A 20,443-nucleotide genomic window follows, 5' to 3' on the forward strand; every position below is an offset into this window, starting at 1 on the left:
AACTTTATGTTTGTCTCCTTGTTCGAAGCAAATATTAATCATGTTTTTGATAAAAAAATAGAGCATCTACTCTATTTTTATATCGTTATTGTTTAGTTTTTGTCCTGTTTTATCTCATTGACTTATTTTCATAGACATTTTTGTTATAAGCACTCCACTTTGTTTATAAAATTATAAACCGATTGTCATTCATATACTGTTACTCACCACTCAAAGAACACTCAAAGTTAGTTCTTTCAACTGTACAACGCGCACGCTTGAGTACATTCATCATATTAGCGTCATAAACACCCTGTTTGGTTAAATTCATTCGTCCATCACGTAACATTTTTTGATAACGTATTTTATCTTCATTTGAAAGCGTGATTCTTCTTGCATTCATGCCTGCTTCTAGACGCTGAACTGTAGCGAAGTTACTTGGTAATTTTTTCACAAACCATTGTCTTGATTGGATTCCAAAATTAGCAGGAAACTTACTTGGTCGAATAATAAGATCACCGGTAATGTTTACAACAGGAAAGTTAAATAATGCACCATTTCCTAAACCTTTATTAATTTCTAAAGGTTTGTATGCATAAGCTGGAGCAGCAATCACATCAACTTGCCCACTGTTAAATTTCTTTACGAAATCTGAAATATCGGATGGCACAGCCACCAAATCTATGCTTTCAACAATCGCTTTTTGGGCATGGTCATAATGTAAATAAGCAAACTTTTTACCTTTGGCTTTTTCAATGGTATCTATATTTTTATCACGAACAAAAATATAAGCAAGCCCCACTTGAATGATGCCCGCTACTTCATATTTATCGCCATTAACTGAGGTCACTAAACGATGACGATTGCGTTTATCTAAGACATAAGTAATCGCTTTTTGGGCAATTGCATTACTGGTTACTGCCCCTACTGCATCAACAGAACCTGCAAATTTATTATATTTCCTTGCGCGCATGGACGTCATGTAGACACCATCACACTTACCCGCGTCAAAATCTATTTCGGCTTTTTCTTCATCTTGATAAGGAATAAGCTCGACATCGCCATTCCAAGATTTAGAAGAAAGTTTCCACTCTTCAATCAGTTTATAAGACTCCCCAGCCTTACCCAATAAATCGAATACACAAATTTCTTGTTTTGCATGTACAGGAGTCGCCATGACAAATAGAGTCGCAGCACTCAATGCCCAAAGTCCTTTTTTCATCTTGTTTTCCCTTATTTGCTGTTTTTGCATATTTTTCCATCAGCTAATGACAAATATAGTCAGGTTTTTAATAAAAGCCTAGTCTTTTTACCTACATGCGTCGGGTTTTTTGGGTTTTTATAAATACTCATCACATTTTAAAATCATAAAAAACCAGATTTTAAGAATGATTATTTAGCTGAAATAATCATTCAGTTTGCTTGATATGAGTAGATTAATTAGAGCTATTCACCACCTAAAGAACATTCAAAACTTGTCCGTTCTACAGTACAGCGAGCACGCTTGAGTACACTCATCATAATTGGATCATAGACACCTTGTTTGGTTAGTCGTATACGTCCATCTCGAAGTATTTTTTGATAACGAACTTCATCTTCTTTTGGTAAATCTAATTTATATTTTGCAGGAATTGAATTTTCTAAGCGCTTGACCAAATTAAAGCTTCTCGGTAACTGTTGGATAAACCATTCACGCGATTGAGCACCAAATTGTGTCGGAAATTTTTCAGGTCGAATAATTAAATCACCTGTAATATTAACGACAGGAAATGAGAACATTGCGCCATTATTGGCAATACCACGCTCAATTTCTAAAGGTTTAAAGGCATAAGCAGGTGATGCAATCACATCGACTTGATGACTATTAAATTTTTTCACAAAATCTGAAATTTCAGAGGGTACAGAAACCATTTCCAAACTATCTACAATTTCTTTTTGCGCAATATCATAGTGTAAATAGGCAAATTTTTTGCCTTTAGCTTTTTCAATCGTATTTAGATTTTTATCACGGACGAAAACATAGGCTAAACCAAATTGTAAAATACCCGCAACTTCATAACGTTGATTATCAACGGTTGCCAACAAACGCCGTTTATTGCGTTTATCCAAGGCAAAACTGATTGCCTTTTGTGCAACCTGATTATTGGTTACTCCACCAATCGCATCAATTGATCCTGCAAAACGATTGTATTTACGCGCACGCATCGATGTCATATACACCGCATCACATTTGCCTGCTTCAAAATCATTTTGTGCTTTTGCTTCATCTTGATATGGAACTAGCCGAACATCAGCATTCCACTGTTTGGTAGCAACAGCCCATTCTTCGGTAATTTTATAGGTTTCACCCGCTTTACCGAGTAAATCAAATACGCATACTTTTTGTTTTGCTTGTACTTGGCTCGTCATCCCCATACCGACCAACGCAACTAAAGCAAACAACCCCTTTTTCATTTTCTTTCCCTACTAAAAGTAAAACTATTAAACGCAAAAATTAAAATTATTCGCCACCTAGGCTACATTCGAAATTGGTTCGCTCTACCGTGCAACGTGCACGTTTTAATACGCTCATCATAGTTGGATCATAAATTCCACGTTTGGTTAGCCCGATCCGCGCTTCACGTAGAATCTGCTGATAGCGTGTTTTGTCTTCACTGCTGAGATTGATTTTGTATTGAGCAGGCAATTCAGCCTCTATTTTTTGAATCATCGCAAAATTGCTATTCAACCGACTTAAAAACCACGCTCTAGAATTTTGACCAAAATTACTCGAAAACTCTTTCGGGCGGATAATCAAATCCATCGTCATATTCAGTGCAGGGAAAGTGATGATCGCACCATTAGCCCCCAATCCTTTATGTATTTCGAGTGGTTTATATGCATAGGCTGGCGCCGCCATAATGTCGGCTTGTCCATTATTAAATTTTTTCGCTATATCAGAAATATCCGAAAGTACCGCTTGCCCACCTAAACTTTTAACCACAATTTTTTGTGCTTCGTCATAGGCTAAAACAGCAAATCTCTTTCCTTTGATTTGCTCGATCGTATTAATTTTTTTATCTTTGACAAAAATATAGGCTAAACCAATTTGAGAAATACCTGCGACTTCATAACTTTGGTTACCGATCTGGGTAGATAAGCGACGTTGATTTCTTTGATCCAACGCAAAACTAATGGCTTTTTGTGCAATCGCATACGTTGGCACCGCACCAATTGCATCAACTGAACCTGCGAACTTGTTATAGCTTCTGGCGCGCATGGATGTCATATAGACACCATCACAATACCCTTGCTCAAAATGCTTTTCAGCTTGAGCCTCACTTTGATAACTCAATAAGGTCACATCTGCTCGCCATGTCTTAGCAGCGAGTGCCCACTCTTCCATGGCTTTGTATGCTTCACCTGATTTACCCAATAAATCAAAAACACAAATTTTCGTTGATGCCTGAGCTTGGGTATTAAAACCTAACGCTAGCATTGCCCCCAATGCAAGAAATCCTTTCTTCATCATTCATCCCATTACTATATTTCTAGTCTTGTTACTTATTTTTTCATTTAAACTAAATAATAATCTGATTTGAACCGCAAAAATAGAGCTTTTACTCTATTTTTTATAAATTGAATCACTTAATTTAATCGAGTAGATATCCTGTATAAAAATTTGCATTCATGGGTATACACCTTAAAATGCTGTCATCTATTCGCTATTCTGCATAATCATGATCCAATTTGACCAAGTTTCATTACGCCGTGGTGGCCGAGTCCTATTTCAGAAAGCCTCTATGCAGCTCCATCCTGGCTGGAAAATTGGTTTAACAGGTGTGAATGGGGCTGGTAAATCTACATTGTTTGCTGCTTTTTTAGGTGATCTCGGCGCAGATGAAGGGAATTTGACTCGTCCTTCTGTATGGACAGTCGCGCATATGGCACAGGAAATTAAAGCACTCGAAATGCCAGCGCTCGACTTCGTATTGTCAGGTGATGAAGAATATTGGGATATTCAAGAAAAATTAGCGCATCCAGATCAATTGAGTAACGATGAGTTAGCAAAACTCCATGGTCGCTTTGATGAAATACATGGTTATGTTGCACCTGCAAAAGCGGCTCAACTCATGGCAGGTTTGGGTTTTTTAGATCATCAATTGAGTTTAGGGGTTGCGAGTTTCTCTGGTGGTTGGCGCATGCGTTTAAACTTAGCGCGTACCCTGATGAGCCGTTCAGATCTGCTGTTATTAGATGAACCAACGAACCATTTAGATTTAGATGCAATCTTATGGTTAGAAGACTGGTTAAAAGCATATGAAGGAACCTTGGTTCTCATTTCACATGACCGTGATTTTTTAGATGCAATCACCGACCATATTTTACATATCGAAAATCAAGAACTAACGCTGTATACAGGCAATTACTCTATTTTTGAAACGACACGTAGTGAACGTTTAGCCCAACAGCAACAAGCTTTTGAGAAACAACAAGAAACGCGTGCTCATTTACAAAAATTTATTGATCGCTTTAAAGCCAAAGCAACCAAAGCACGTCAAGCACAAAGCCGCATCAAACAACTGGAACGGATGCAACAACTTGCTCCTGCACATGTAGATACACCATTTACCTTTAGTTTCCGTGAACCAACCAAAATGAGCTCGCCACTGTTGAGCTTAGATGCAGCAACGATTGGCTACGGAGATAAAGTGATTGCGGAGAAAGTTCGTTTACAAATCACGCCTAGTTCCAGAATTGGTTTACTCGGTATGAATGGTGCGGGTAAATCAACGTTGATTAAAACATTAGTCGGAGATTTACCTTTACTCGCCGGAGAACGCAAAGCTTCTGAATTGCTTAATATTGGTTATTTTGCCCAACATCAAATGGATGCCTTAGATGCCAATGCCAGTCCTATGTTACAACTGGCTCGGATTGCGGATAAAAAAATCAGTGAAGCTGCTTTACGCTCTTTCTTAGGTGGATTTGGCTTTAGTGGTGAACGTATGGATACGCCATGTGAAAGCTTTTCTGGGGGGGAACGTGCGCGTTTAGCCTTGGCACTGATCGTATGGCAACGTCCAAATGTTTTAATTCTTGATGAGCCGACCAACCATTTAGACTTAGATATGCGCCATGCTTTAACAATGGCTTTACAAGATTTTGATGGTGCGGTTGTATTGGTTTCGCACGAACGTCAATTGATTGCGAGTGTATGTGATGATTTATTGCTGGTTCATGCAGGTAAATGCACTGAATTTGAGGGTGATTTACAAGACTATGCGAAATGGTTACGTGAAGCACGTCAACAACAAATGAATGCTCAAAACACTTTACAGCAAACTGCGAATACACAAACTCCAGCAACCAAAATAGATAAAGAAGCGCAGCGTAAAGAAGCGGCTCGCCGCCGTGAACAAACTCGACCTATACGTAAAAATATTGAAAAAATAGAAGCTCAAATTGAAAAGATTCAGCCTCGTTTAAATGAAATTGAACAAGCATTGGCTGAAAGCAGTTTGTATGAATCACATCGCAAAGAGGATTTGAAGAAGGTCATGCATGAACAAACTGAGTTCAAAAACAAACTGGCGCAATTTGAAGAGCAATTATTAGAGTTAATGATGGAGCTTGAAGAGCTAGAAGGCTCTTTCGAAGTTTAGATGGTCATCTCACCCTATATTCACTAGGGTGAGATTTTCTCACGATTTAATTTTTTGATACTTAAAAGCATAATGAATCTCTATAAAGCTGTCATGAAATGCATAAAGATTTGATTTAAGCTAAAAGTTGGAATTTTCTCACAAAATTGAGCTTTGCTTTCAGGCTCGATATACTCAGCTTAATCCTTTTAAAGTCATCACTTTCAAATGGATCCTGAGGGTTATTTTTTTATTTTTTGTACTTCAATTTGGTGAGTACTCTATTTGGGATCATACAAACTGAATGAATTCTTTAGATTTTGTTTTTAATTTTGAGCATATCCTTCCCATTTTAGTTCAAGAGTATGGTCTATGGATTTATGCCATCCTTTTTCTCATTATTTTTTCTGAAACTGCTTTTGTTTTTATGTTTTTCCTACCCGGTGATAGTTTATTACTCACTGTTGGTGCGTTGTGCTCAGTGGTTGAAATCATGCACCTTGGCTACATGATTAGTTTATTATTCTTTGCTGCGGCATTGGGTTACATGGTGAACTATCATATTGGACGACATTTCGGGGATCGTATTTTCAATATGGATTCGCGTTTTATAAAGCAAGAATATCTCAAAAAAACCAATAAATTCTTTTTAAAACATGGTGGGAAAACAATCTTGCTTGCTCGTTTTATTCCTTTTGCTCGTTCATTTGCACCTTTGGCTGCGGGTTCAAGCAGCATGAATTATACCCATTTTGTCATTTATAATATTCTAGGCGCATTACTTTGGATTAGTGTTTTAGTGACTGCTGGTTATTTATTTGGTCATGCACTCATTCAAGTGAGTGACTTTGTGGATCCCTAAACTTAGTAAGCTCAGATGTTTCACGTGAAACATTCATACAAGAAAAAGGCGATGCATCAAGCATCGCCTTTTTTGTTCGAGAGAAATAATACAAATTAAATCTCCCATCAATTTAATTAAGCATCAATATCCGCATTCAGTGCATTCTCTTCAATGAAGGCACGACGTGGTTCTACATCATCACCCATCAAACAAGAGAACATACGATCTGCTTCAATAGCATCATCAATGGTCACTTGCAACATATGTCGGTTTTCAGGATCCATCGTGGTTTCCCAAAGTTGATCAGCATTCATCTCACCCAAACCTTTGTAGCGTTGGATCATCATGCCACGGCGTGAGTCTTGTAAAATATGTTGCCATACTTGATGAAAGCTATTAACTTGAATATGACGCTCACCTTTTTGTAGATAAGCACCCTCTTCAAGCAATTTGAACCAACTCTTCGAGTTTTTGAGCAAACGTGCGTATTCCGCAGAATTTAATAATCCAGCATCTAATAAATATGAATGCGGCAAATTATGTACGTACACCGTGACACGTGGCCAGTAATGTGCTGATTTTTCACCTTGCGCATTTTCACGCTCAAATGCTTCTAGTGAAATTTCAGGGCGTAAACTTGGCTGTAATTTCTCAATCGCATCACGCAATTGCTCTGCCCAAGTTTCAACATAGTCACGTTCATGATTATGATCAGTTTTGAGTGCATCTAACTCCAACAACCCATCAAGCAAGCTTGCAGGATAACGTTGTGTTAAACGCTGTAAGCTCTTTTGCGAGACTTGATAATCTGCAATCACTTTCGCCAAAGCTTCGCCAGTAATTGCTGGTGCATCAGCACTAATATGCAATGAAAGCTCATCAATCGCATTGGAAATTAGGAAAGTTTCCAGTGCATCATTGTCTTTCATATACTGTTCATGCTTACCTTTCTTCAATTTGTACAAAGGTGGCTGTGCGATATAGATGTAACCACGCTCAACCAACTCAGGCATTTGACGGAAGAAGAAAGTCAATAACAACGTACGAATATGTGAACCATCCACGTCCGCATCGGTCATGATAATGATTTTGTGATAACGCAATTTGTCAGGATTATATTCTTCTCGACCGATACCACAGCCTAAAGCGGTAATTAAAGTACCGACCTCTTGGCTTGAAATCATCTTGTCAAAACGCGCACGTTCAACATTCAGAATTTTACCTTTTAACGGTAAAATCGCTTGCATTTTACGATTACGACCTTGCTTCGCACTTCCGCCCGCAGAGTCACCCTCGACTAAATACAATTCAGACAATGCTGGATCTTTTTCCTGACAGTCTGCCAATTTACCTGGTAAACCAGCAATATCCAATGCACTCTTACGGCGTGTCATTTCCCGTGCTTTACGCGCTGCATCACGCGCACGCGCCGCATCAATAATCTTGCCTGCAATCGATTTAGCTGCTTGTGGATTTTCTAGCAAATAAGCAGAAAACTCTTTGTTCATTGCCTGCTCAACAGCAGGTTTAACTTCGCTCGAAACCAGCTTTTCTTTGGTTTGAGAAGAGAACTTAGGATCAGGCACCTTCACTGAAATAATCGCGGTCAAGCCTTCACGCGCATCATCACCAGTAACAGCAACTTTCTCTTTTTTCAATAAGCTTTCATTTTCCATGTAGCTATTTAAGCCACGGGTTAATGCCGCACGGAAGCCAGCAAGGTGTGTACCACCATCTTTTTGCGGAATGTTATTGGTAAAGCAACGTACATTTTCTTGGTAACTATCGTTCCACTGTAACGCGACTTCTACACCGATGCCATTGTCAGCATCAACGGTAAAATGGAAAATATCGTTTAAATGATGTTTACCTTCGTTAATATATTTAACGAACTCAGATAAACCACCTTCATAGTCGTAGACATTTTCAAGATTGACACGCTCATCACGTAAAACGATACGCACACCAGCATTTAAGAAAGAAAGCTCTCTTAAACGTCGTGCTAGAATTTCAACGCTAAAAATGGTCTGACTAAACGTTAGTTCACTCGGCCAAAAACGAACAATTGTACCTGACTTGTCGGTATCACCAATAACACGCAGCGGGTACTGTGAATCGCCATGTTGATATTCTTGTTCGTGTATTTTTCCTGCGCGGTAAATCGTGAGTTGTAATTTTTTTGAAAGTGCATTTACAACGGATACACCGACGCCGTGTAATCCACCTGATACTTTATAACTATTGTCATCAAACTTACCGCCCGCATGCAGAATCGTAAGAATAACTTCAGCAGCAGACACCCCTTCTTCAGGGTGAATATCGGTTGGAATCCCACGACCATTATCCGACACACTGACAGATTCATCTTCATGAATCGTGACTAAAATTTCATCACAATGTCCAGCTAATGCTTCATCGATGGCATTATCCACCACCTCAAACACCATATGATGCAAACCTGTACCATCATCGGTGTCACCGATGTACATACCAGGACGTTTACGAACCGCGTCTAATCCACGTAATACTTTAATACTAGAAGAATCATAAGCCTTTTCATTTGTTTGTTCTGTTTGAGAGACTGATTGAGACTCTGAACTCATGGTTACTCCCTAGTAAATATCTATCTATCCAAAGAAGAGGAAATAAAATTATGGTGCAGCAAGACTGATTTGACCGTGTACAACATGGAACAATTGAAAAGAAATCGACAATTCATGTAAGTGTTTTAATACCGACTTATGGTCTAAGGTGGTCATAAAAACTTGACTCCCTAATTGACTTAATCGCTCAATTAAACGTTGTTGTGCAGCTAAATCTAACTCTGCTGTCAGATCATCTAATAATACCACAGTTTCCTTATTACTCGCATGTAGCATTGCAATTTGTGACAGTTTTAATGCCATGATTAACAACTTTTTTTGCCCACGAGACAACACATCATCTGCATTACCAAAAGGTGTTTTTAGACGCAAATCAGCACGATGTGGACCATACTCTGTGTAGCGTCGATCTAAGTCTTTTTGATGGTATTGAACTAGATCTTGTAATAACCCATGCTCGGTATGAAACCCCGCATGGTATTCAAGCTCGATCTCTAAATCAGGTAAAAGAAATTTTAAATCTTCATGGAAAAATTGATTCCATTGCTCCACGATAGCGATACGTTGTGAGTGAAGAATTTCACCATAATCACTCAACATCTTATTCCAAGGCTCTAAATCTGCCAGTGTCAAATTACGCCGCGTTTTAAGCAAGCTATTACGCTGTTTTAATGCTCGAGAATAATACTGCCATGCAAAGTAAAACTCTGGTTCCACGTGGAACATCAGCCAATCCAACAATTGTCGTCTTGGTTTTGCGCCGTGATCAATAATATCGGTACTTTGCGGATCAATATGTTGTAGAGGGAGTAACTTTGCGAGCTGCCCTTGCGTCGCAATCGTGTCGCCATTTACTTTAATTAATTGCTCGCCAGAAGCAAACTTCTGCATACCTATACGCTCATTGATTGATTGTGCGAAGACAATTGCATCAACAGCATCATATTGAATGTAATGTTTAGGAATATGGGTACGGAATGATCTTCCTGTTGCTAATAAGTGAATCGCCTCTAAGACTGACGTTTTACCTGATCCGTTTATACCGTAAAAAATATTAAACGGCTGCAACTCAGTAAGTGCAACCGTTTTTAAATTTCGTACACGCTCGATATTTAAACGCGTAATTTGCATGATTTAAAGCTCAAATATCGGTATCAATTAAACTCGCATTGGCATCACGACATAAGTTTGATCAGGATGTGCTGGATCTTGCACAAGCACCGATTGATTGGCTTCTGACATGCTCATTTTAACATCGTCACCATCTAATACACTCAATACATCAAGAATATACTGCGCGTTAAATGACATTTCCAATGGAGCATCTTGATACTGGATCGCAATATCTTCAACTGCTTCATCTTGTTCTGGGTTATTGGCACGTAATTGCAAAGAATCTTGGTTGAAATTTAAGAAAACGCCACGTAGCTTTTCATTACTTAAAATCGCAACACGCTGCAAAGATTGTTTAAAGACATCATGCGCAATAAAGACATGTTTATCGCCACCTTTAGGAATCACACGGCGATAATCAGGGAATTTGCCATCAATCAGTTTCGTGGTAAAACGAACGGTAATTTCACTTTGTTCTTTGTCACGACTCGGCGTTTGAATCGTTACATTTAATAGTTCACGACCAATTAACAACGTCAGTTGTTCATCTTCAATACTGAGTAAGCGCTGTAATTCTCCGACAGCTTTACGTGGCACAATCGCTTGTATCGGCGCAGACGCAGTAGACGAAGCCAAAACTTCACACAAAGCCAATCGATGACCATCAGTCGTTACTGTACGCAATTGATTTTGATCAATTTCAAGCAAAGTACCTGTCAAATAAAAGCGGACATCCTGAACTGCCATCGCAAATGCAGTTTTCTCAAACAAACGCTTTAATTCACGTTGCGTCACTTGAACTTGCGTGCCTAAACTATTCTCAGTAGATAACAGCGGGTAATCTTCAGCTGGAAGTGTACCTAAAACAAAACGACTATTACCTGATTTTAAAATACAACGTTGATCTTCAGTAATTTGTAAATCAATCAATGCTGCTGTTGGTAAAGATTTACAAATATCAACCAATTTACGTGCTGGAACCGTAGTTTCACCTGCTTCTAAGCATGCGCCTTCAGCTAATGTCGTACTTGCAACCAATTCAACTTCTAAATCAGAACCAGTAATGGTTAAGGCCTGTTGCGTGGTTTGAATTTTGACATTTGAAAGAATATTCAAAGTATGACGGCGTTCAACAGCCCCCACTACATGCGATAAAACATTGAGTAAACTTTCTTTAGCGATTTTCAAACGCACGATTTATTCCTCTTACAACAGAAGCCAATATGAATGTTAGCAGTGTACTATGCGGTAGTTAAAAGCCGTTTGCAACTATGAAACGAGGGTCAATGAAGATTAACCCCTCGATTAACTTTGTAATAGCCGAAGTAGATTTTTATAATCTTCATTAAAAATTGGATCTTCCTCACGCAAACTGGTTACTTTTTCACAGGCATGCATCACGGTACTATGGTCACGCCCACCAAAAGCCATCCCAATTTCAGGAAAACTATCCCCAGTTAATTCTCGCGCAAGCCCCATTGCCAACTGACGAGGACGTGCATAAATACGTGTTCTTTTCGGCCCAACCAATTCTTTCAATGGAATTCGGAAATATTCACTCACTACACGTTGAATATTTTCTACACTAATCGTTCTCGCTCGAATCGCTAAAACATCTTTTAATGACTCACGCACCACATCGAGATCGATCACCGTACCTTTAAAGCGAGAAATTGCCACAACTTTATTTAAAGCACCCTCAAGTTCACGAACATTCGCAACCACTTGTTGAGCAATAAATAAAGCACAATTTCTAGGTAAATCCACACCACTATTTTCAGCTTTTTTTAACAAAATTTCGATGCGAGTTTCAATATCTGGCGGTTCAACCCCTACAGATAATCCCCATGAAAAACGAGAAACTAAACGCGGATCAAGTTCAGTTAACTCTTTAGGATAACGATCTGAGGTAAGGATAATCTGCTTTGATTCGTCCAATAAAGCATTGAAAGTATAGAAAAACTCTACAAGGCTTGCTTCTTTACCAGCAAGTAAATGAATATCATCGACCAATAATAAATCTAAAGAACGACAATTTTTCTTAAATTCTTCAACCTTACCTTTTTGCAAAGAACTGACAAAATCTTGTACAAAACTTTCCGAGGTCATATACATCACACGCGCATTTGGTTTCGCTTGTAATAATGCATTACCCACCGCTTGCATTAAGTGTGTTTTACCTAAACCTGTCGGCCCATATAAAAATAAAGGATTGTGTTGAGAAGCACCAAGCTGCGTTAAAACTTTACGACAAGTTTCGGCTGCCATTTGGTTAGAACGCCCCTCAACAAAAAGCGAAAATGTAAATAACGGATTAAGTTGTCTCTTTTTTGGAATTTTATTTGCACTTTGACTAGGTTGAACCAAATCAGCTTCTTTTTTTACTTTTATTGCTGTTGCTGTTGAAGAAACGGGTTGTGAATTCAAAGCAGCAGTTGTTGTCGCTGGTTGCTCACTCGATGACAAAATTGTGCCAGGACGCGAATCAACCAGAATTTCAACTTGACGCACCCGCCCCTCTGATAATTGCTCAGCGAGAATTGAGATCAGTTCTAAATGATTATCTTGAATATAACGAGTCCAATAAGGGTTCGGTGCATATAAACGCATCACGCCATCGGCTTCTTCAGCAACCAAAGGACGAATCCACATCGCAAAGACGTTATCAGAGAGCTCTTGTCGCAAGCGAGTTAAGCAGTCTGTCCAGAGCATGTGCATCCCCTAATATCCATTTTTAAATTCAAAAGTAACCACCCTCATTGCTAAGGGGTCGCCATTCTAACCAAGTTATCCACATCTGTCAGGGAAATTTAGGTGACTTTCGATGAAAAAGAAAGCACTTGTTTATAAATTTAAATTCAAAAGTGCATGTGAATAACTTTTCGCACAAACTGTGGATAATTTTTAGCTCAAAGTTATCCACAAAGTATAAAAGTTATAAAAACACAGTTATCCACAAAGTAAGTTTTTGTTTAATTTTAAAATAAACCGTGTTTCCACAGAAAAACGCGCCCTTAATAATAATAAATTTAAATTTTAAAATTTGAATTTACTTATAAGATTAGGCTGGTTTGTGGATAACTGAGCATATCGAAATTTAAATTCAAAATCCAAGAATTAAATTTAAACTAGAATAACTATTGTTGATAAGTATGCTGTTAAGCTGTGAATATAACTTAATAGTGATATAATTTAAATAGATAGTGTGTGTATATTTTTTGTTTTCAATAAAAAGTATTTAGTTCAACTTTTTCTGATTTCAGCAAAACAGAACAAAGAAAATGTAAAGTTTTGGATTTTTGATTGACAGCGTAAACATTGCGCAATAAAATCGCGGACCTTTACAGAAAGATCATTTTGGAGTTTCGAAATGAAACGTACTTTCCAACCATCAGAATTAAAGCGTAAACGCGTTCATGGTTTCCGCGCTCGTATGGCTACTAAAGCAGGTCGTCAAGTTTTAGCTCGTCGTCGTGCAAAAGGTCGTCATAGCTTAACTGTTTAATACTGTTAAGCTGACCAGACTTGGGTGATGACACTTTACAGTTTCGGTACGGAATCTCGTATTCGCTGTGCCGCTGATTATAAAAGTGTATTTGATGGTGCGCTTTTTAAAGTGCATCAGCCCCATTTCCTTTTTTTAGCAAAATTAACCGAACAGCCTAAAAGCCGTTTGGGTATTGTCGTTGCTAAAAAGAAAGTGCGTCGTGCGCACGAACGAAATAGAATAAAACGTCTTGCTCGCGAGAGCTTTCGTTTACATCAAGCGCAATTTAATGCTGATATCGATATTGTGGTTATGCCTAAAATAGGTATAGAAACCGTAGCAAATCAAGAATTACATCAACAATTAGATTTTGCTTGGCAAAAATTACAACGCTTAGCAAAGAAGCATTCCAAAGTCGTTGTAACATCCCTCCAAACTTAGAGATCTCCAATGGTACGTTTGCTGCATTGGCTGATAAGATGTTACCAAATCGCAATTAGTCCACTATTGGGTCCTCGTTGTCGCTATATTCCCACATGCTCCCAATATGCAGTTGAAGCATTAAAAATACATGGTGCAGCAAAAGGTGTATGGCTATCGACTAAGCGAATTTGCCGTTGTCATCCTTGGGGTGGTTCAGGCTATGATCCCGTTCCAAGAAAAGCGATTCGTTTTATTTCGTTTCATCAAATAGATTCTCAAATGCATCACGTTGCTGTACCCTTTCGTGATCGTTTATTCAAGCAAAATCTCTCTAACCATTTGGGATAATAGATATGCAACAATGGGCCAGATTTGCAATCCTTGGAGCCATGTTTGTTACCGCATATTTGCTAATTTTGGCTTGGCAAAAAGATTATGGTCATGCTCAAACAGCACCGCAACAACAAGCGGCAGTTGTGAGTTCGCATGAAGTATCTGCAGATTTGCCAAATGCTCAAAATGCAACAGCGGCTTCAGACTTGCCACAAGCAAATGTGACTGCATCACAAAGCACAGAAAAGGCTTCTGTGAACCAGCAATTGATTTCTGTGCAAACAGATCTTTATCATCTTTGGATTAATCCTAAAGGTGGTGATATTGTTCGTATTGAGTTATTAAGCCACGATCAAAGCAAGAATGGTGATCAACCATTTGTGATGTTGGAAAATGATGCGAAACGTACTTACGTCGCTCAATCTGGTTTAATTGGTTTAAATGGACCGGACAGTAACCGTAACGGTCGTCCAATGTATGATGTTGAGAAATCAGCATATACTTTGGCGGATGCAAAAAACGTCGCAGTTAAAGATGGCGGTACAGCTCAAGTTTTAACTGTTCCATTGGTTTTTAAAACACCTGAAGGTGTGGAAGTGATTAAAACTTTCACTTTTACCAAGGGTGATTATCCAATTATAGTGAAGCATCAAGTCATTAACCGTAGTCAGCAAAACTGGCAAGGTCAAATGTTTGGTCAGTTAAAACGTGATAATTCAGATGATCCAGGCAAATCTGATCAAGGCATCTTTACGCTAGGCACATTCTTAGGTGGCGCTTGGGGTACACCAGAAGCAAATTATAATAAATTAAAGTTTGCGAATTTCTCTGATGAGAAACTTAACCTTGAAGCGAAAGATGCTTGGGTTGCTATGGTTCAGCACTATTTTGTTAGTGCTTGGATTCCAGGTAATTTAAAGTTAACTCAAGCAGATGGTCAACCTTATACAGCTAAATTAGAATCGCGTCAGTCAACTGATAAGATGAATATTATTGGTTTTACTTCGCCAGTAATCAATGTACCTGCGGGTACTTCGATGGAAGTAGATGCCAAATTGTATTCAGGTCCAAAAATTCAATCTGAATTAAAAGATCTTGCTGTTGGTTTAAATCAGACAGTTGATTATGGTTGGTTATGGCCAATTGCGAAGCTGCTTTTCTTAGGTCTACAATTTTTCCATAACATCGTTGGTAACTGGGGTTGGTCAATTATTTTATTGACGATTTTAGTGAAATTGATTTTATGGCCACTTTCTTCAAAAAGTTATCGCTCAATGGCGAAAATGCGTGTGATTGCACCAGAAATGCAACGCATGAAAGAAGAGTTTGGTGAAGACCGTATGCGTTTCTCTCAAGAAATGATGGCGTTATATAAGCGTGAACAAGTTAATCCATTGTCTGGATGTTTACCGTTGTTATTACAAATGCCGATTTTCTTAGCGTTGTATTGGGTATTGATGGAATCGGTTGAACTTCGTCATGCACCTTGGTTAGGTTGGATTCAAGATCTTTCAGCAATGGATCCATGGTTTATCTTGCCGTTGATCATGGGTGTAACCATGTATGTTCAACAAATGTTAAACCCGCAGCCAACAGATCCAATGCAGGCAAAAGTATTCCGTATCATGCCAATTATGTTTACGGTATTTATGCTGTTCTTCCCTGCTGGTTTAGTACTTTACTGGATCGTCAATAACAGTATTACGATTTTACAGCAGTCATTTATCAATAAAAGTGTAGAAAAAGATCGTCTCAACAAGGTTGAGTCTGCTTCTTAATCTGGAACTTTTACTGAATTAATCCGCTTAAGATGGTAATCTTAGGCGGATTTTTCTTTGTGTATATTTAGGGTTTACGTTATCGAACCCTCGTATTTTTAGGTGAATTTAAAATGCTACATCAAACCACAATTGCTGCGATTGCTACTCCATTAGGTCGTGGTGGTGTGGGGGTGATTCGTCTTTCTGGACCTAAGGCTTATGCGATTGCCGAGCAACTGACCCAAAAAAGTCTGCCTGCGGCTCGAATGGCTGGATTTCGTCAGTTCCTTGATGCTGATGGCTCGGTCATGGATGAAGGAATTGTACTGTGTTTTCCAAACCCTCATTCGTTTACTGGCGAAGATGTGGTGGAGTTACAGGGGCATGGTGGCCCTGTAATTCAAAATGCTTTACTGGCACGTTTACTTGACTTGGGTGCTACTGCTGCAAAAGCGGGTGAATTTTCCATGCGTGCTTTTGAAAATGGCAAAATGGATTTAGTACAAGCGGAAGCAATTGCCGATTTGATTGATGCCACTTCTCAAGCAGCTGCTCGTTCTGCAGTTCGATCCTTACAAGGTGCATTTTCAACCAAAATTAATACAGTTTTAGAAAAACTCATTCACTTACGTTTGCATGTAGAAGCTGCGATTGATTTTCCAGAAGAGGAAATTGATTTCCTAGCAGATGGTAAGATTTTAGCTTTATTGGATGATGTAAAAGATTCAGTTAAAGCGGTACAACAATCGGCACGTCAAGGTCAGCTATTACGTGAAGGTTTACAAGTGGTGATCGCGGGTAAACCCAATGCAGGTAAATCTAGCCTATTGAATGCACTTGCAGGACATGAACGTGCGATTGTGACCGATATTGCAGGGACTACACGTGACGTCTTGCACGAAAAGATTAGTTTAAATGGCTTACCAATTACCCTAACCGATACGGCAGGTCTGCGTGAAACGGGCGATATCGTTGAACAAGAAGGTATTCGTCGGGCGATTAAGGAAATCGAGCAGGCAGATTTATTGCTGTTGGTTTATGACTTAAATCAAAAAGATGAACCATTGGCATTAGCAAAAGAATATTTCGCAGAACATATTGAACCAAAGCGTTTGATGTTAATTGGCAATAAATGCGATTTAACTGGACAACATGCAGAAATAACCGATTATCAAGGTTTTCGTCAAATCCGAGTTTCTGCAAAACAAGATATGGGTGTGCAATCACTCATAGATGCGATTACAGCGCATGCGGGCTTCCATCCTGAAGAAGATACCTTTATTGCGAGAACACGTCATTTAGATGCAATGAAGCGCACTCAGCGCTATTTAGCAGAGGCACGTGAGCAACTCGTTGTGTTTAACGCGGGTGAGTTGGTGGCGGAATCATTAAGACTGGCTCAGAATGCTTTAGGTGAGATCACAGGTGATTTTAGTGCTGATGATTTGTTGGGTAAGATTTTCGGTTCATTCTGTATTGGAAAGTAATCTAGTATTTAAGTAATTTTGAGAATTATAAAATAAGATCAAAGTACTAATTAATTAGTACTTTGATTATAAATTATACGGATAATAAGATTTAGTGTAATTATTATACTTTTATTGCTAATTTTTCTTATTACAAAACTTCTGATGAGTTAAAAATGATTGCTTATAAAGTGATTTTTGGACCTATTACGAAAACAAATCGAGAGGATGCAGAATGGATAGTCGAAGATTACATTTCGATTTTATTTCATAATGGACAAGTATGCGGTGAGAATTTTTTAGTCGTACAAAATGGGCTACTTTGTACGTATATTAATTTGCAAGGAATTAATGCAAATTTAAAAGAATATCATTGCAAATATGGCATAGAGCGACTGAAACGCGTTATTGAGTTATTTGGTTGTGAACCATTGTGGGAGTGTATTGATGACGATGTTCCCGAACAAAATACCCATTGGCAAAACGCTAGCTTTCTTTATCTCTATACTCATATGAATGATTGGCAGTCACCCGTGTATCGAGGAGATAGTGGAAACCCAATTCCGATTTTTATTCTTTCTGGAGAGCATAAGCAACGAGAAGAAATATATTTTTGGCAACAAGAATATAAAAACTGTGATCAAGCTTGGATACATAGTGGTGCTTTGGAAAAAATAGCCTATAAACAATTGGCAATTCCAGATAGTGAATTGTCAAAAGCTGGACAAAATATATGTAAATATATTGAAGAGGTTACAGGTATATCTACATATTATTATCTTCAACGTTATTGGGGACGTAGGAGAAATGAAGACAAAAGGCTCTGCCCATCTTGTGGTCAAAATTGGAGTACAGGATTACACTCTAGTGAGTTTCATCATTTTGCATTTCAATGTAATCAATGCCGTTTAGTATCTCATCTCGCTGTCTCTTATGAATATGAACGACATGCAGTTATTGGAGAGTGGCGTAATTCCAAAATCAAATAAAGCAAATATTCCGAGAAAATGAAATAATCATCATAAGAACTGGAATTTATATAAAATTAGATATTTAGCCGAAAATTATTTTGCTCAACTAAAGTAATTTAGTGGATAGCTACTCGACATTACAAGTTAAAGGGCTGTTGCTTTATCTTGTATTATGGCTGCTATTGCTTTTAAAATATGCTCTACAAATGTCAGTAGGTCCTATTTAATTCATTATTTTTTGATTTACTACATTTTTGAAGAATTTTTAAAGAAGATTATGCAACATATATCAAACCATCTTATTTTTGCCATTATTTTGTCAATGCTATCATCAACTTGTTATGCAGTTACTGAGGTCTATCAGTGTAAAGAGAAGGGTTCGGTGACATTTCAATCTAAGCCTTGTCAAGGAATGGGTAAAACCGTAGCAGAAAAATTAGAGCAAGAACAACAAGCTAAAGAAAAAAGACTCGCAGAAATTCAAGAAAAAGAAAGAAAATATCAAGAACGTCTTAAGCAGCAAGAGAAAAAACCAATGACGTTTAAAGCCTTTATGATGAAATTAAAAAGTAAAATTTTCTAATTTCATCATAATGATGACATGATTTAGAAATGAATACATAAATTGCAGCTTAAAGTATTTGTATATTCAAGCCGTAGTTTTTTAAGCTTCTTCTTGCTCTTCAACTGCTTCTTTCACCATATTCAATGAAGCCGCAGAATTGACAGGCATTCCTTCTTGGCGCGTACTTTTAAGTTTAATTTGTAAACGTAATTCATTGACAGAATCAGCGTTACGCAGTGCTTCATCGTAGCTAATAGCTCCTTCATTATAAAGCCCAAATAAGGCTTGATCGAAGGTTTGCATCCCTAACTCACGTGACTTGCTCATGATTTCTTTCAGAACATGGAATTGTCCTTTTAGAATATTGTCACCAATCAACGGCGTATTCAGTAAAATTTCAATTGCAGCTCGACGCCCTTTACCATCTTCAGTGCGCACCAGACGTTGTGAAATAATCGCTTTCATATTGGATGAAAGATCCATTAGTAATTGATTGCGACGTTCTTCTGGGAAAAAGTTAATAATACGATCTAAGGCTTGGTTGGCATTATTTGCGTGTAAAGTCCCTAAACAGAGATGTCCAGTTTCAGCAAAAGCAATCGCATGCTCCATAGTTTCTGTATCACGGATTTCACCAATTAAAATCACATCAGGTGCTTGGCGCAAGGTGTTTTTGAGTGCATGATGCCATGAGTGACAATCGACACCAACTTCTCGATGGGTAATCATCGATTTCTTATGTTTATGTACGTATTCAACTGGATCTTCAACCGTAATAATATGCCCTGCTGAATTTTCATTACGATGATCAATCATTGCTGCTAATGATGTCGATTTACCTGAACCAGTTCCACCCACCACGAGGACTAAACCACGTTTTTCCATAATCACATTTTTAAGCGATTCAGGAAGTTTTAATTTTTGAAAGGTTGGAATTTCTGATGTAATGGTACGAATGACCATACCAATTTGCAGCTGCTGTTTGAATACATTGACGCGAAAGCGCGATACATTGGGTACATTGATGGCAAAATTACATTCCCAATCATTTTCAAAGTCTTGTCGTTGTTTTTCATTCATTAAACTATAAGCAAATAACTTGGTTTTTTCCGCAGTTAATTCTTGTTGTCCTAACGGTCGCATCAAGCCTTGTAATTTAATACTCGGTGGAAAATCTGCTGTAATAAATAAATCTGAGCCGCCATATTCAACTACTTTGGTGAGCATGTGAAACATAAAGGTTTTTGCTTCTTCTAATAGTTCCGCGTTATACAT

Annotated in this window: 17 protein-coding genes; 9 read left to right on the top strand and 8 right to left on the bottom strand. The window is 38.2% G+C overall.

The features are described from left to right. Nucleotides 1–199: 199 nt before the first annotated feature. The 3 genes from F933_RS08840 to F933_RS08850 form a co-directional block, all read right to left on the bottom strand. Complete coding sequence (locus F933_RS08840; protein WP_034710658.1) at nt 200–1,201, bottom strand: putative solute-binding protein; 1,002 nt, start codon at nt 1,199–1,201, stop codon at nt 200–202. A gap of 224 nt (nt 1,202–1,425) precedes the next feature. Next, nucleotides 1,426–2,433 (bottom strand): putative solute-binding protein, encoded by a 1,008-nt coding sequence (locus F933_RS08845; protein ID WP_005060435.1) that lies wholly within the window; start codon nt 2,431–2,433, stop codon nt 1,426–1,428. A 46-nt stretch (nt 2,434–2,479) separates the two neighbouring features. Beyond that, nucleotides 2,480–3,487, bottom strand: a complete 1,008-nt coding sequence (locus F933_RS08850) for a putative solute-binding protein (RefSeq protein ID WP_005060437.1) — start codon at nt 3,485–3,487, stop codon at nt 2,480–2,482. A 211-nt stretch (nt 3,488–3,698) separates the two neighbouring features. Between F933_RS08850 and F933_RS08855 the strand changes: the two genes are divergently transcribed. Both F933_RS08855 and F933_RS08860 read left to right on the top strand, forming a co-directional pair. Continuing rightward, the gene (locus tag F933_RS08855; RefSeq protein ID WP_005060438.1) at nt 3,699–5,624 is read left to right on the top strand and encodes an ATP-binding cassette domain-containing protein; all 1,926 of its coding nucleotides are present in this window, start codon (nt 3,699–3,701) and stop codon (nt 5,622–5,624) included. A gap of 283 nt (nt 5,625–5,907) precedes the next feature. Then, entirely contained in the window at nt 5,908–6,465 is a 558-nt protein-coding gene (locus F933_RS08860) for a VTT domain-containing protein (RefSeq protein ID WP_005060440.1), read from the top strand. Nucleotides 6,466–6,581: 116 nt separating this feature from the next. Here the strand turns inward: F933_RS08860 and gyrB are convergent, their stop codons facing one another. The 4 genes from gyrB to dnaA form a co-directional block, all read right to left on the bottom strand. Continuing rightward, the gene (gyrB, locus tag F933_RS08865; protein WP_005060443.1) at nt 6,582–9,050 is read right to left on the bottom strand and encodes a DNA topoisomerase (ATP-hydrolyzing) subunit B; all 2,469 of its coding nucleotides are present in this window, start codon (nt 9,048–9,050) and stop codon (nt 6,582–6,584) included. A gap of 48 nt (nt 9,051–9,098) precedes the next feature. After that, entirely contained in the window at nt 9,099–10,181 is a 1,083-nt protein-coding gene (recF, locus tag F933_RS08870; RefSeq protein WP_005060446.1) for a DNA replication/repair protein RecF, read from the bottom strand. A 27-nt stretch (nt 10,182–10,208) separates the two neighbouring features. Further along, a complete protein-coding gene (gene dnaN / locus F933_RS08875) occupies nt 10,209–11,357 on the bottom strand; it encodes a DNA polymerase III subunit beta (protein ID WP_005060448.1) in 1,149 nt (382 codons plus the stop codon). A 111-nt stretch (nt 11,358–11,468) separates the two neighbouring features. After that, nucleotides 11,469–12,875, bottom strand: coding sequence for a chromosomal replication initiator protein DnaA (dnaA, locus tag F933_RS08880; RefSeq protein WP_005060451.1), 1,407 nt, complete (start codon nt 12,873–12,875; stop codon nt 11,469–11,471). A gap of 658 nt (nt 12,876–13,533) precedes the next feature. On the opposite strand from dnaA, the gene rpmH reads away from it, so the two are divergent. From rpmH to F933_RS17405, 7 genes are all read left to right on the top strand, one after another. Then, nucleotides 13,534–13,668 carry a 50S ribosomal protein L34 gene (rpmH, locus tag F933_RS08885; protein WP_000831329.1) on the top strand — a complete coding sequence of 45 codons (135 nt, stop codon included), beginning with the start codon at nt 13,534–13,536 and terminating at the stop codon, nt 13,666–13,668. A 27-nt stretch (nt 13,669–13,695) separates the two neighbouring features. Next, nucleotides 13,696–14,091 (top strand): ribonuclease P protein component, encoded by a 396-nt coding sequence (gene rnpA / locus F933_RS08890; protein ID WP_005055376.1) that lies wholly within the window; start codon nt 13,696–13,698, stop codon nt 14,089–14,091. 9 nt (nt 14,092–14,100) lie between these two features. Beyond that, entirely contained in the window at nt 14,101–14,421 is a 321-nt protein-coding gene (yidD, locus tag F933_RS08895) for a membrane protein insertion efficiency factor YidD (protein ID WP_005055377.1), read from the top strand. Between the two features lie 5 nt (nt 14,422–14,426). Further along, complete coding sequence (gene yidC, locus F933_RS08900; RefSeq protein ID WP_005060454.1) at nt 14,427–16,184, top strand: membrane protein insertase YidC; 1,758 nt, start codon at nt 14,427–14,429, stop codon at nt 16,182–16,184. 113 nt (nt 16,185–16,297) lie between these two features. Continuing rightward, complete coding sequence (mnmE, locus tag F933_RS08905; protein WP_005060456.1) at nt 16,298–17,653, top strand: tRNA uridine-5-carboxymethylaminomethyl(34) synthesis GTPase MnmE; 1,356 nt, start codon at nt 16,298–16,300, stop codon at nt 17,651–17,653. Nucleotides 17,654–17,808: 155 nt separating this feature from the next. Next, entirely contained in the window at nt 17,809–18,621 is an 813-nt protein-coding gene (locus F933_RS08910; RefSeq protein WP_005060458.1) for a DUF2310 family Zn-ribbon-containing protein, read from the top strand. A 154-nt stretch (nt 18,622–18,775) separates the two neighbouring features. Further along, complete coding sequence (locus F933_RS17405) at nt 18,776–19,186, top strand: hypothetical protein (protein WP_228127868.1); 411 nt, start codon at nt 18,776–18,778, stop codon at nt 19,184–19,186. An 81-nt stretch (nt 19,187–19,267) separates the two neighbouring features. Here the strand turns inward: F933_RS17405 and F933_RS08920 are convergent, their stop codons facing one another. Beyond that, nucleotides 19,268–20,443 carry a PilT/PilU family type 4a pilus ATPase gene (locus tag F933_RS08920; RefSeq protein ID WP_005060463.1) on the bottom strand — a complete coding sequence of 392 codons (1,176 nt, stop codon included), beginning with the start codon at nt 20,441–20,443 and terminating at the stop codon, nt 19,268–19,270.

Source organism: Acinetobacter beijerinckii CIP 110307, assembly GCF_000369005.1.
Taxonomy (GTDB): Bacteria; Pseudomonadota; Gammaproteobacteria; order Pseudomonadales; family Moraxellaceae; genus Acinetobacter; species Acinetobacter beijerinckii.

Coding starts and splice junctions, on each gene's coding strand:
- F933_RS08840 (WP_034710658.1), bottom strand. CDS start 1,201: ATGAAAAAAGGACTTTGGGCATTGAGTGCTGCGACTCTATTTGTCATG.
- F933_RS08845 (WP_005060435.1), bottom strand. CDS start 2,433: ATGAAAAAGGGGTTGTTTGCTTTAGTTGCGTTGGTCGGTATGGGGATG.
- F933_RS08850 (WP_005060437.1), bottom strand. CDS start 3,487: ATGAAGAAAGGATTTCTTGCATTGGGGGCAATGCTAGCGTTAGGTTTT.
- F933_RS08855 (WP_005060438.1), top strand. CDS start 3,699: ATGATCCAATTTGACCAAGTTTCATTACGCCGTGGTGGCCGAGTCCTA.
- F933_RS08860 (WP_005060440.1), top strand. CDS start 5,908: ATGAATTCTTTAGATTTTGTTTTTAATTTTGAGCATATCCTTCCCATT.
- gyrB (WP_005060443.1), bottom strand. CDS start 9,050: ATGAGTTCAGAGTCTCAATCAGTCTCTCAAACAGAACAAACAAATGAA.
- recF (WP_005060446.1), bottom strand. CDS start 10,181: ATGCAAATTACGCGTTTAAATATCGAGCGTGTACGAAATTTAAAAACG.
- dnaA (WP_005060451.1), bottom strand. CDS start 12,875: ATGCTCTGGACAGACTGCTTAACTCGCTTGCGACAAGAGCTCTCTGAT.
- rpmH (WP_000831329.1), top strand. CDS start 13,534: ATGAAACGTACTTTCCAACCATCAGAATTAAAGCGTAAACGCGTTCAT.
- rnpA (WP_005055376.1), top strand. CDS start 13,696: ATGACACTTTACAGTTTCGGTACGGAATCTCGTATTCGCTGTGCCGCT.
- yidD (WP_005055377.1), top strand. CDS start 14,101: ATGGTACGTTTGCTGCATTGGCTGATAAGATGTTACCAAATCGCAATT.
- yidC (WP_005060454.1), top strand. CDS start 14,427: ATGCAACAATGGGCCAGATTTGCAATCCTTGGAGCCATGTTTGTTACC.
- mnmE (WP_005060456.1), top strand. CDS start 16,298: ATGCTACATCAAACCACAATTGCTGCGATTGCTACTCCATTAGGTCGT.
- F933_RS08910 (WP_005060458.1), top strand. CDS start 17,809: ATGATTGCTTATAAAGTGATTTTTGGACCTATTACGAAAACAAATCGA.
- F933_RS17405 (WP_228127868.1), top strand. CDS start 18,776: ATGGCTGCTATTGCTTTTAAAATATGCTCTACAAATGTCAGTAGGTCC.
- F933_RS08920 (WP_005060463.1), bottom strand. CDS start 20,443: ATGTATAACGCGGAACTATTAGAAGAAGCAAAAACCTTTATGTTTCAC.